Raw genomic sequence first — 12,658 nt, forward strand, 5'->3', positions numbered from 1 at the left:
TCTTGCCGAGTCTCCGAGGACAAGCTAAATACCCGCTCACCGAACGGTGCTCCCTTCGTCTATCGGTTAGGACGTCAGGTTTTCAACCTGAAAAGAGGGGTTCGATTCCCCTAGGGAGTACCACGGTATGGCGCGGTAGCTCAGTTGGTTAGAGCGCTCGACTCATAATCGAGAGGTCGGGAGTTCAAGTCTCCCCCACGCCACCACTTTCCACACAAGAAAAAGACGGCAGGTTAAACCCACCGCCTTACATGTATCTCAGATATTCTGTTCAGATCTTAGGATCAGGATTTTCCGTATGGCCATCCACCGCGATCACCTGACCGGAAACAAGGCGGGCTTTATCTGAACTCAGGAAAACCGCCATATCTGCGATGTCTGAGGCTTCGACAAAACTGCGCATGGATGTGCCCACCGCGTAGCCTGCGTAAACCTCGTCGCGTGTCATGCCTTTGGCGCTTGCTTCGCGTTCCAGCACACCTTCCATACGCGGCCCTTCCACGGCCCCCGGACAGATCGCATTTGCGCGGATACCGTATGGTCCCAGTTCCATCGCAAGGGTCTTCATCAGCCCGATCATCGCCCATTTCGCGGCAGCATAGGGCGCGCGGAAAGGATAGCCATACTGCCCGGCTGTGGAAGATGTGATAACGATAGAACCCCTCCCTGCGGTCTTCATCAGGGGGGCTGCATATTTTGCGGCCAGAAACGCACCTTCAAGGTTCACAGAGACGCATGTCTGCCAGTCCGCCAGTGCCACGTCTTCAATTGCCGCCGTCGGCCCTGCGATGCCCGCATTGGCGCACAACGCGTCAAGCCCGCCCGCCTGCGTGATCTTCTTAAAGACGGCCTTCATATCCTCTTCAGCAGAGGCATCTGCTAGGTGGCCCTTAAAATGCGAAGGCAGCGCATTTAGCGCTGCCTCATTCACATCTGTCACATGGATTTCATAGTCATCCGCATCAAACGCCTGCGCCATCGCAAGCCCGATGCCAGATCCTCCGGCAGTTATCAGAACACGTTTCATCATTTCTTCCCCACGGCTTTGCCAACACCTTCGGGCATGGGCAGTGTCGCGTGACCTTCCGCGATCCGACCCAGCGTTGCCGCGATATGCACCGCGGGTTCAGACGCACGACGGGTTTCCAGGCTGACATGGATCAGCATATGTTCCCCAGTGGCCAGCAGACGATCACCTTCATACATCTCATGCCAGAGATGCATCTTCTTGCCCTCGCCCAGCAGACAGCGCGTGCGCACTTCGATCTGCGCCCCGGCATGGGCTTCGTCCAGGTGGCGGATATGGGTTTCGGCGGTGAAATAGCTGCCACCTGAGGAAATATATTCCGCATCGCAGCCGATCAGCTCCATGAACTTGTCAGTCGCATCACCAAAGGCCTGAAGATAGCGCGCCTCATTCATGTGCCCGTTGTAATCGGTCCAATCGAGCGGCACGACACGGCTGACGGTGGTGATGAGGCCAGACATATCAATGGGTTGCGCCATACGTTTGTCCTGGGCATTCAACAGCGCCCCTGCCCCGTAATCCTGCGCCTTCAGTGCGCGCATCATACCGACCAGGTTGTTGTCACGGATGCGTTCCAATTCGCGAATGGAGTGATGCCCGGATTGTGCGTCGGATTGGTCCGCGATCATATTGATCAGCTCATCCGTCAGTTCCGGCACATCCATCAGCTTGGTCCAGGGCCATTGCAGGCAAGGACCGAACTGCGCGATGAAATGTTTCATTCCCGCTTCGCCACCGGCAATGCGGTAAGTTTCAAACAGGCCCATCTGCCCCCAACGCAGACCAAATCCATAGCGGATCGCGTCATCGATTTCTTCTGTTGTAGCGATCCCGTCTTTGACCAGCCAAAGCGCCTCGCGCCACACAGCTTCAAGGAAACGATCAGCAATATGGGCGTCGATTTCTTTCTTCAGATGCAGCGGGTGCATCCCAATAGAGGTCAGAATTTCCTTTGCACCGTCAACCACTTCCGCAGGGTTGGCCTCTGTTGTCACGAGTTCAGCCAGTGGCAAAAGGTAAACCGGGTTAAACGGATGGGTCACCACAATCTGGCCCGGGTTCGCCATGCCTTCCTGAAGTTCAGACGGCTTAAAGCCCGAGGTGGAAGATCCGATAATCGCAGAGGCCGGCGCATGTTCTTGCAGGCCTGCGTAGACCTTATGCTTGATCTCAAGACGTTCCGGCACGCTTTCCTGAATCCAGGAGGTACCAGCCACAGCATCTTTGATTTCTGCATGGAAGGTCAGTTTGCCTTCCGCCGGCATCGCCACATCAGACAGCCCGGGCAAGGACCGGCGCGCATTGGCCAGAACTTCGCTGATTTTGCGTTCGGCTTCGGGATCAGGGTCAAAGACCTGGACATCCCAACCCATCAGCAGAAAGCGTGCAGCCCATCCACCACCAATTACACCACCGCCGATAATCGCAGCAATTTTCGTCATTTTCTCATCCCTTTGGTCTTCATGCAGGTGCAGACCTGCCCCCTCCCCGGGGTATTCAATCTATGCAAAGCGTCGCAACATCACCGTCTTCAAAGACTTCGGTACAGCCAAATGTCGTGCTGTCTTCGCTGCAATAGCCGCTTTTTTCGCCATCTTCTTCAATCGCCAGGCACAGCCCTTCGCAGGACCGACTGGACGTGCAGACATCGCCACCATCTGTTGTCGGCCTGACGCAGATCTCATTTCCGAACAGGCCGGCTTCGACCTTGCCGTAATCCGCGTGACAAGCTGCACGTTCACCCGCAGTCATCGCGACAACATCAACCGGCGTTGCGCTTTCCTGACAGGAGGCAAGAGCTGCGATTGTTCCGATCACCATCATAGTTTTCCACATCTCTTGTCTCCTTAAGTTTGATTTAGACAGGTGCGCGTTTCACCAGTCCCAGTTTTTCACGCACAGCATCCGGCCCCATAACAGTTGCCCCCATGCTTTCGATAATTCCTTTCGCATGAGACACCAGCTGTTCGTTTGTGGCAAGGTTGCCGCGCCCAAGCATCAGGTTGTCTTCCAGGCCCACGCGCACGTTGCCGCCCGCCAGAACAGAGGCCGCCACATACGGCATCTGATCGCGACCCAGCGAGAACGCCGACCAGTTCCAGTCGGAAGGCACGTTGTTCACCATCGCCATGAAAGTATTCAGATCATTCGGCGCGCCCCAAGGGACACCCATGCAGAGCTGCACCAATGCCGGGGATGTCAGAACACCTTCCTTCACCAACTCCTTGGCGAACCAAAGGTGGCCTGTGTCAAACGCCTCAATCTCAGGCTTTACGCCCGCATCGGTCATCATCTGGCCCATGGCCCGCAACATGCCAGGCGTGTTGGTCATGACGTAATCGGCTTCGGCAAAGTTCATGGTGCCGCAATCAAGTGTGCAGATTTCGGGGCGACACTCAATCACATGGGCCATGCGTTCTGTCGCGCCGACCATGTCCGTGCCGGCAGCTGTCGGCAATGGGCTTTCAACGCCACCAAAGACGATGTCACCGCCCATGCCAGCGGTGAGGTTGAGAACCATATCCACATCCGCGTCACGAATGCGATCGGTCAGTTCCCGGTAATATTCAGTCTTGCGTGACGGTGCGCCTGTTTCCGGATCACGCACATGGCAATGCACAATCGCAGCCCCAGCCTTTGCAGCGGCAATCGCACTGTCGGCGATTTCCTTGGGGCTGCGCGGCACATGGGGGCTACGATCTTGAGTGGAACCGGAACCGGTGATGGCCGCGGTGATGAAGACGTCTTTGTTCATGGTCAAAGGCATGAAGTTACTCCCTTTAGTCTCCCCCACCTGATCGGGATTCTGATCGGTTCGCTGTGCTTAATACGGCATAGGGTGTCGAAAATGGCACGAATTGATATCTGCGAGAACCTCTTCGCTCAGCACCACATCTTTGGTGCCAATGATATTCATCAGTTGTTCACGGCTGCGCGCACCAAAGATAGCTGAGGTCGTAAAGGGGCGTGTCCGGCAGAAGGCCAGAGACATCTGGATCAGGTCCAGGCCATGTTTTTCTGCGACTTCCTGATACGCATCCACGGCCGGAAATACCCGTTCCGTGATGCGCCCACCCAGTTCCGGGTAAACTTCGCGACGAGAACCCGCGGGGATCGCACCGTTCTGATATTTCCCGGTCAGAAGCCCCGTTGCCAGAGGCGAAAACGCCAGCAGGGTCACACCTTCATGTACGGAAAGTTCGCTGAGATCAGTGTCATACATCCGATGCAGGAGTGAATACTCATTCTGGATTGATGCCACACGTGGCAGCCCCATTTCCTCAGAAATCCGCAACCATTGTGCGGTGCCCCAGGCACTTTCGTTGGACAGGCCAAAATGACGGATCTTGCCCTGATCAACCAGTTTTTGAAGTGTGTTCAGAGCATCTTCCATATCCGCACGAATGCCCGCTTTGTCCGAGGTGCCGGGGTCATAGGTCCAGTTCTGGCGAAAAGCCATGGAGCCACGGTTGGGCCAGTGGAACTGGTAAAGATCAATATAATCCGTTTGCAGACGCTTCAGAGAACCTTCGACCGCCTTAGTGATTGTTTTGGATGAAATCGGCGCACCGTCCCGCACATGCGCCAGGCCTTCGCCGGAATGTTTTGTCGCAAGGATCACATCTTCACGTCGCCCGGTTTTCGCAAACCAGCTGCCCATAACGCGTTCGCTGTCGCCCTGGGTTTCCGGCAGGATCGGGTTGACCGGGTACATTTCCGCCGTGTCGATAAAGTTAATGCCGTGTTCAAGCGAAATGTCGATCTGTTCGTGACCTTCGGCTTCGGTATTCTGGGAGCCCCAGGTCATGGACCCAAGGCAGAGTTCGCTGACCATCAGGCCTGTTTGTCCAAGTTCAACTTTGCGCATGTTCTTCTCCGGCGTTTCTCTAAGGCCAGAGTGACCCCGCCCAGCAAGCACCGCAAGCGATTTTTGCGACCAGGGGCTCCCGCCCGTTCACCCCCGGCAAAGCCGGGCATTCACCGGTTGGGCCGGGCGCCCCTGACGGGGCGCACCAACGTATCACCAGAAACGCCGGTGAAATGTTACAAAACCGCCAAAAACGACATCAAATCGTCGATTTCCTCTGGGCCTTCCCGGTGACATCTGCAAGTCTGCAGGAATTGCCGGTGCGCCGGCCTGCAGCCCTGGCTTTCTTATGCGCTTGATTGTTTCCTTTGCCGCCCTGTTTCTTTCGGTGATCTTCCTGCAACTTTCATCCGGCGGGGTGGGACCGCTTGATGCGCTTTCGGGGTTTGCACTGGGGTTTTCCAAGCAGGAAATCGGTTTGTTGGGGTCGTCCCATTTCCTGGGCTTTTTTATTGGCTGCTGGTGGGCACCACGCCTGATGGGATCCATCGGCCATTCGCGCGCATTTGCGGCTTTCACCGCCCTGGGTGCCATGGGGTTGATCAGCCACACGTTGATTGAAGATCCGCTGTTCTGGGCTGCCTTCCGGATTGCAACCGGCCTGTGTGTGGCCGGATGTTACACCGTGGTCGAAGCCTGGCTGAACGACAAAGTCACCAATGAAAACCGGGGCCGCGCGATGGGCACTTTCCGGATCGTTGATATGGGGGCGTCCCTTGGGGCACAGCTGATTATCGCCGTTCTACCGCCTGCCTGGTATGTATCTTACAATCTGCTGGCCCTCTTGTGTTGTGCGTCTATTCTGCCTCTGACCCTGACCAAAGCCAGCCAGCCCCAAACGCCGGACGCCCCCCGTCTTCGCCCGAAGCTGGCCTGGGCCTGTTCACCGCTGGCCGTTGCCGGCGTGATCGTTGCGGCGCTGTCATCTGCATCGTTCCGGATGGTTGGGCCGATTTATGGTCAGGAGGTTGGTCTTGAAATCGGACAGATCGCGTTTTTCCTTGCGTCCTTCGTCGCTGGTGGTGCGCTGGCGCAATACCCGATGGGCTGGCTTGCAGATAAATATGATCGTCGCTGGGTTCTGATCTGGCTGTCTGGTGCGGCCATTGTATCCTGCGGCACGACGATGGCCGCGAGCGATACTGGCACCCTGGGCGTGATGCTGGCTGCCGGGTTCTTTGGGTTCACATCTTTTCCGATCTTTTCGGTTTCTGCGGCCCACGCAAATGACTTTGCTTCCGGCGATCAAAGGGTTGAACTGTCTGCTGCCCTGATGTTCTTCTACGCCATAGGTGCGATTGCAGCGCCCTGGGTGGCCTCTGCCCTGATTGAATTCTATGGACCGTCTGCCCTGTTTGCCTTTGTGGCCATTGGTCATCTTGCGCTGATCGTCTTTGGTCTGACACGGATGTCTGCCCGTCCGACCCTGTCAGAACGTACACCGTATCGCTATTCCCCGCGTACATCTTTCAGCATGGGACGTTATCTGGGACGCAACCGAAGTGATAAAGGTAAATAACCTGTCCAATCTGGCACTGGTACAGGCCTGACCCATAGGGTATTGAAGGCACAAACCAGACGCATGAAGGCAGATTATGGACCGTATTCTTATCACCTCAGCGATCCCTTACATCAATGGGATCAAACACCTTGGCAATCTTGTGGGCAGCCAGCTTCCGGCTGATCTGTTTGCGCGTTACATGCGCTGTCGGGGTCATGAGGTGATGTTTATCTGCGCCACGGATGAGCACGGTACACCTGCGGAATTGGCCGCTGCGAAAGCCGGTAAACAGGTTGAGGAATTCTGCACCGAAATGCACGAAGTTCAGGCAGAGATCGCCAAAGGCTTCCGTCTGAGTTTTGACAATTTCGGTCGTTCCTCCAGCCCGCAGAACCATGTGCTGACCCAACATTTCGCAGGCAAGCTGGCGGAAAACGGATTTATTCGCGAAGTGGTGGAAGAACAGGTGTATTCCCCCACCGACGGCCGTTTCCTGCCGGATCGTTATATCGAAGGCACCTGTCCGAACTGCGGCTATGACAGTGCCCGCGGCGACCAATGTGACAACTGCACCAAACAGCTGGATCCGACAGATCTGATCAATCCCTATTCCACGGAAAGCGGCGCAACCGATCTGGAAGTGCGCGAAACAAAGCACCTGCACCTGCGCCAATCCGCCCTGAAAGACGATCTGGACGCCTGGATTAACAGCAAGCATGACTGGCCCGTGCTGACAACCTCTATTGCGAAGAAATGGCTGCATGATGGCGACGGTCTGCAGGACCGTGGCATCACCCGCGATCTGGACTGGGGCGTGCCTGTGAAAAAAGGCACCGAAGACTGGCCCGGTATGGAAGGCAAAGTGTTCTATGTGTGGTTTGATGCGCCGATTGAATATATCGCAGCAACCAAGGAACTGACCGACGCTAATGGCGAAGATGACGCAGCCTGGAAACGCTGGTGGCGTCTGGATGAAGGCGCAGAAGACGTTAAGTATTTCCAGTTTATGGGCAAGGATAACGTTCCTTTCCACACGCTGTCTTTCCCGGCAACGATCAAAGGATCGGGTGAGCCATGGAAGCTGGTGGATTACATCAAATCGTTCAACTACCTGAACTATGACGGTGGCCAGTTCTCAACCTCGCGCGGGCGCGGTGTGTTCATGGATCAGGCGCTTGAACTTCTGCCTGCAGATTACTGGCGCTGGTGGCTGCTGTCCAATGCACCTGAAAGTTCTGACAGTGAGTTCACATGGGAGAACTTCCAGGCTGGCGTGAACAAAGACCTTGCTGATGTTCTGGGGAACTTCGTTTCACGGGTCACTAAATTCTGCCGTTCCAAATTTGGCGAAGAGGTACCTGCCGGTGGGGAATACACGGCGGAAGAAGCAGAACTGATCGCAAGCCTGACCACACGCATCCGCGCATATGAAGGCCATATGTCCGCCATGGAAGTGCGTAAATCTGCGCAGGAGCTGCGGGCAATCTGGGTTGCGGGCAACGAATACCTGCAGACCACAGCCCCCTGGTCTGCCTTCAAGACGGACCCGGATCGCGCGGCCGCGATCACGCGCCTGTCCCTGAACCTGATCCGCCTCTATTCGGTGCTGTCTGCCCCATTCATCCCGGATGCATCTGCGAAAATGCTGGCAGCGATGAAGACTGAGAACGCTGACTGGCCAGGTGATGTGGCCGAGTTCCTGGCAGCGCTGCCAGCAGGTCACGCATTTGAAGTGCCAGAGGTTCTCTTTGCAAAAATCTCGGACGAGGATCGCGAAGCCTGGCAGGAACGTTTCGCAGGCACCCGCGATTAAGCAGAGGCTCCCGCCCATTCAACCCAGGCAAAGCCAGGGCCTCATCGGTTGGGCGTAGCGCTGCCCTTCGGGCCGCGTGCCTCCGGCGGGGATATTTGCGCTGAAAAGAAAAGGAACACCCTGCGACGTAAATCGCAGGGTGCTTTCTCATCAGGCGGTCATCGGCTTCCCAGCCTGTACCGCCCTCTTTCTTTTCCACAATAAAGTTAACACGGGACAAATGTTTCTTTCTTATCAGTACAAATATCCCAGGGGGTCCGGGGGCTGGCCCCCGGCCTGCCTTAGCCTCACAACTTATCGCGCAGTGAATACCACAACATTGCAAGCACCAGCAGCGGACTGCGCAGGGCTGCGCCGCCTGGGAAACGCGGAGTCGGAACGTCTGCCATAAAGTCAAACCGTTCGGCCTGCCCCTGCACAGCTTCTGCCATTAGTTTCCCACCCAGCGTTGCCATGGCCACCCCATGCCCGGAATAACCGGATGCAGACAGGATATTGCCAGAGAGGCGTGCGAAATGGGGCATACGGTTCATGGTAATCCCCAGGGTCCCACCCCAGGCATAATCCAGTTTAATCCCGTGCAGTTGTGGATAGATTTCCAGCATCGGCTTTCTGACCAACGCCCGGATATCTTTCGGAAAACGGTAGCCATAGCTTTCCGCCCCGCCAAACAGCATCCGGCCATCTTCTGAAAAGCGGAAGTAATTCACGACAAACTTGCTATCGGCCACCGCGTGATTGCCTTTGATCAGACCTTCCTGGGCGTCGGGCGAAAGGGGTTCGGTGGCAACAATAAAGTTATTGATCGGCATCATGCGCGCTGCAACTTTGCCCTGAAGCCTGCCCAGATAACCATTGCAGGCGTAAAGCACATAGCCCGCCGTCACCTGCGCCTGATCGGTTTTCACAGTGGCAGGGGTTCCTTCCAGCACATCTGCAACCGTGCTGCGCTCATGGATACGCACACCGGCAGCCACACAGGCCCGCGCAAGCGCGAGCGCGTAGTTCAGCGGGTGTAGATGGCCCGCCTGCATGTCGATGGAACCACTGTGATAGGCTGGCGACCCCACCATCTCGCGCATCTCATCTTTGTTAAGGGAACGGATCTTGTCGTGCCCATATTCATCACGCAGTTTATCAACATATTCACGATGTTCCCGGACAAAACCTGGTTTGTGATCTGCGTGAATGATACCTTCGTGAAAGGTCACACCACCGGCCTCGGCCAGTTCACGGGTCACAGCAACGCTTTCACAGGCCAGATCCCAGAGGTCACGCGCACGGGGCACGCCGACCATAGCTTCAAGTTCATCCTGTTCCAGCCGCTGCCCCATGCCAACCTGACCACCATTGCGGCCAGAGGCGCCAAAGCCAACACGCTGCGCTTCCAGAAGAACCACATCATACCCGGCCCGCGCCAGATGCAGCGCCGCAGACAGCCCGGTGAAGCCGCCGCCAATCACACAGACATCGGCCCGCATTTCCCCGGCAGCCGGTGGAAACGACGCAAGCTGATCTGCCGTCGCCGCATAATAAGACCCGGGGTATTCCCCGGATCTGTCGTTTGCTGTGAGAAGGTTCAGCGCCATTACGCGGACTTCATCAGACCCTGATCCGTCGCATCTTTCAGCGTCAGATCCAGCGCCTTAGAGGCTCGGTCAATCAGCGTATCAATGTCAGATTTGGTCAGTACCAGTGGCGGAGAAATGATCATACGATCGCCCACGTGACGCATCACAAGGCCGTTGCTGAAGCAGTGATCGCGACAGATCAGACCGACCTGACCAGCGCCACCAGCAAAACCCGCGCGCGCAGATTTATCGGGCGTCATGGCAATGGATCCCATCATACCACAGATACCAGCCTGCCCCACCAATGGGTGATCGCCAAGCTGCATCCATTTCTCTTCCAGGTAAGGCGCAGTTTCGTTGCACACGGTTTCCACGATCTTTTCTTCCTCCAGAATACGCAGGTTTTCCAACGCCACAGCCGCCGCAACCGGGTGACCGGAATAGGTGTAACCGTGGTTGAAATCACCACCCGCGTTCAGGGTTGCGGCGACCTCGTCGGTCACCATGGAACCGCCAATCGGCGCGTAACCGGAAGACAGGCCCTTCGCGATGGTCATCACGTCAGGACGGATGTTGAAGGTTTCAGACCCGAACCAGTTGCCGGTGCGACCAAAGCCACAGATCACTTCATCCGCGATCAACAGGATTTCATGTTCGTCACAAATGCGCTGAATTTCAGGCCAGTAGGTTTCCGGTGGAATAACCACGCCACCCGCACCCTGCACAGGTTCCGCGATAAAGGCTGCAACCTTGTTTTCACCCAGCTCTGCAATCTTTGCTTCCAGCTGGCGCGCGCGTTCCAGACCGAATTCAGCCGGATCCAGATCGCCACCTTCCGCATACCAGTTCGGCTGGTCAATAAAGGCAATATCCGGGATCGGCAGACCGCCCTGTGCGTGCATTGGCTTCATGCCACCAAGGCTTGCGCCACCCATGGTGGACCCGTGATAGGCGTTGTGGCGAGAAATAATAACCTTCTTCTCAGGCTTGCCCTTCGCCGCCCAGTAATGACGTACCAGACGAATGTTGGTGTCATTCGCATCTGACCCACCCGCAGAAAAGAACGTGTGGTTCAGATCACCGGGGGCCAGTTCAGCCAGCTTCTGTGACAGGGCAATCGCCGGCACATGGGTCGTCTGGAAAAACGTATTGTAATAGGGCAGTTCTTTCATCTGGCGCGCAGCCACATCCGCAATGCTGTCACGGCCATAGCCGATATTAACGCACCACAGGCCCGCCATTGCATCAAGATAATCATTGCCGTCACTATCGGTCAGGGTCACGCCCTGGGCGCGGGTGATAACACGTGCGCCTTTGGCAGCCAGAGCATTCCCGTCGGTAAACGGATGCAGGTGATGGGCCGCGTCCAGCGCCTGAAGTTCTTCAGTGGGCAGGTGATTTGTGATCATATTCATAAGTTGTCTCCAACAGAAAGAGAGGGTGTTAAGTGTGTTCGGGTCAGGCGTTCAGCAAAAGATGCTGGCGTTCCCATGGGGAAATTTCGCGCTGATATTCTTCCAGTTCGGCCCGTTTGATGTCGGAATAAAGCTGACAAAACTCTTCGCCCAGGATCTCACGCAGGGCGGTGTCTTCTTCAAACAGGTTCAAAGCTTCGGTCAGGCTGCCAGGCAGTTCTGCCCCGCCTTCATAGATTTCATGGTTCACCGGATCACGTGGTGCGATCTTTTCCACCATCCCCAGGTAGCCACAGGCAAGGCTGGCAGCGATAGACAGATACGGGTTGGTATCAATGCCGATCACACGGTTTTCGACGCGGCGCGCTTCCGGTCCCGAATTCGGAATACGAATGCCGGTGGTCCGATTGTCGGCGGCCCATTCCACATTGGTCGGGGCGCTCATGCCTTCTTTGCTGAACCGGCGGAAGCTGTTCACATAAGGCGCAAGCAATGGCACGGAATGCACAAGGTATTTCTGCGAACCACCAATGAAATGGTGGAAATGATCCGTTGGATTGCCATCCTTATCGGAAAAGATATTTTCGCCGGTTTCGCTGTCCACGATTGATTGGTGGATATGCATGGCCGAACCCGGTTCATCCCGCATCGGTTTTGCCATAAAGGTCGCGAAAATACCGTTTTTCAGGGCTGCTTCACGGATAGACCGCTTAAAGTAAAACACCTGATCCGCAAGGTTCAGTGGATCGCCATGCATCAGGTTGATTTCAATCTGCCCGGCGCCCCCTTCCTGGATGATCGTATCAATCGCAAGGCCCTGGGCTTCGGCGAAATCGTAAATCGTATCAATCACATCGCCATATTCATCAACGGCATCCATGGAATAGGCCTGACGCGATGCAGAACGGCGGCCAGTCCGGCCAAGCGGCGGTTCAATGTCTTCATTCGGGTCGGTGTGTGGTTTGGTCAGGAAGAATTCGATCTCAGGCGCAACAACCGGTTTCCAGCCTTTGTCTTCGTAAAACTTCAGAACGCGTTTCAACACATTGCGCGGCGCGATTCCCAGGGGTTCACCATCACGGGTTTCCAAATCACAGATCAGTTGCAGGGTCGGATCTTCAGCCCAGGCCACCGCTGTACAGGTCGCCATATCAGGGCGCAGGACGATGTCCTTTTCCAGCCACTGATTTTCAATTTCCATATCCACATATTCACCGGAAATCGTCTGATAGAACAGTGAAATAGGCAGGAAGAAAGTCCCATCCGGGTCAAATTTATACGACGGCATCGCCTTACCGCGGGACATGCCCACAAGGTCCGGGGTGATAATTTCAACCTCATCCAGCCGCCGCCCATCAAGGTAATCCATGAAGGCTTCGGGCAGTTGTTCAATCCACGGGGTGGACTGTTTCTCGGCGGGGGTCGGGCGGCGTGCCATAGGGATTTCCTGTTGTTGGGGCGGA

Annotated in this window: 10 protein-coding genes and 2 tRNA genes; 4 read left to right on the plus strand and 8 right to left on the minus strand. The window is 56.0% G+C overall.

Translation table 11 applies throughout. The annotated features are described in order from the left end of the window. Nucleotides 1-48: 48 nt before the first annotated feature. A tRNA-Glu gene (locus H1D41_RS17630) sits at nucleotides 49-123 on the plus strand. Between the two features lie 6 nt (nucleotides 124-129). Then, nucleotides 130-206: transfer RNA gene (locus tag H1D41_RS17635), tRNA-Met, on the plus strand. Between the two features lie 65 nt (nucleotides 207-271). Here the strand turns inward: H1D41_RS17635 and H1D41_RS17640 are convergent. The 5 genes from H1D41_RS17640 to H1D41_RS17660 are packed head-to-tail and all read right to left on the minus strand — an operon-like array spanning nucleotide 272 to nucleotide 4,895. Beyond that, entirely contained in the window at nucleotides 272-1,027 is a 756-nt protein-coding gene (locus H1D41_RS17640; RefSeq protein WP_228850165.1) for an SDR family oxidoreductase, read from the minus strand. Then, entirely contained in the window at nucleotides 1,027-2,469 is a 1,443-nt protein-coding gene (locus H1D41_RS17645; RefSeq protein WP_228850166.1) for a carnitine 3-dehydrogenase, read from the minus strand. Before H1D41_RS17645 ends, H1D41_RS17640 begins: the two co-directional genes overlap by 1 nt. Before the next feature lie 55 nt (nucleotides 2,470-2,524). Continuing rightward, nucleotides 2,525-2,863 carry a hypothetical protein gene (locus tag H1D41_RS17650; RefSeq protein ID WP_107495143.1) on the minus strand — a complete coding sequence of 113 codons (339 nt, stop codon included), beginning with the start codon at nucleotides 2,861-2,863 and terminating at the stop codon, nucleotides 2,525-2,527. A gap of 22 nt (nucleotides 2,864-2,885) precedes the next feature. Beyond that, nucleotides 2,886-3,794: a BKACE family enzyme gene (locus H1D41_RS17655; protein WP_228850167.1), complete on the minus strand. Its 909-nt coding sequence runs from the start codon at nucleotides 3,792-3,794 to the stop codon at nucleotides 2,886-2,888. 57 nt (nucleotides 3,795-3,851) lie between these two features. Next, a complete protein-coding gene (locus H1D41_RS17660; protein WP_228850168.1) occupies nucleotides 3,852-4,895 on the minus strand; it encodes an aldo/keto reductase in 1,044 nt (347 codons plus the stop codon). A gap of 289 nt (nucleotides 4,896-5,184) precedes the next feature. On the opposite strand from H1D41_RS17660, the gene H1D41_RS17665 reads away from it, so the two are divergent. Together H1D41_RS17665 and metG are read left to right on the plus strand one after the other, a co-directional pair. After that, the gene (locus H1D41_RS17665; protein WP_228850169.1) at nucleotides 5,185-6,414 is read left to right on the plus strand and encodes an MFS transporter; all 1,230 of its coding nucleotides are present in this window, start codon (nucleotides 5,185-5,187) and stop codon (nucleotides 6,412-6,414) included. Nucleotides 6,415-6,490: 76 nt separating this feature from the next. Further along, nucleotides 6,491-8,209: a methionine--tRNA ligase gene (gene metG / locus H1D41_RS17670; protein WP_228850170.1), complete on the plus strand. Its 1,719-nt coding sequence runs from the start codon at nucleotides 6,491-6,493 to the stop codon at nucleotides 8,207-8,209. 287 nt (nucleotides 8,210-8,496) lie between these two features. On the opposite strand, the gene H1D41_RS17675 is transcribed toward metG, so the two are convergent. From H1D41_RS17675 to H1D41_RS17685, 3 genes are read right to left on the minus strand one after another with little or no spacing between them, the layout of a single operon-like run. Beyond that, nucleotides 8,497-9,792, minus strand: a complete 1,296-nt coding sequence (locus H1D41_RS17675) for an NAD(P)/FAD-dependent oxidoreductase (protein ID WP_228850192.1) — start codon at nucleotides 9,790-9,792, stop codon at nucleotides 8,497-8,499. A gap of 5 nt (nucleotides 9,793-9,797) precedes the next feature. After that, complete coding sequence (locus H1D41_RS17680) at nucleotides 9,798-11,195, minus strand: aspartate aminotransferase family protein (protein WP_228850171.1); 1,398 nt, start codon at nucleotides 11,193-11,195, stop codon at nucleotides 9,798-9,800. A 43-nt stretch (nucleotides 11,196-11,238) separates the two neighbouring features. Beyond that, on the minus strand, nucleotides 11,239-12,633 hold the full coding sequence (locus H1D41_RS17685; protein WP_228850172.1) for a glutamine synthetase family protein: 1,395 nt from the start codon (nucleotides 12,631-12,633) through the stop codon (nucleotides 11,239-11,241). Nucleotides 12,634-12,658 lie beyond the last annotated feature (25 nt).

It is taken from the genome of Halocynthiibacter styelae, from assembly GCF_016123485.1.
In the GTDB taxonomy this organism is placed as follows: domain Bacteria; phylum Pseudomonadota; class Alphaproteobacteria; order Rhodobacterales; family Rhodobacteraceae; genus Halocynthiibacter; species Halocynthiibacter styelae.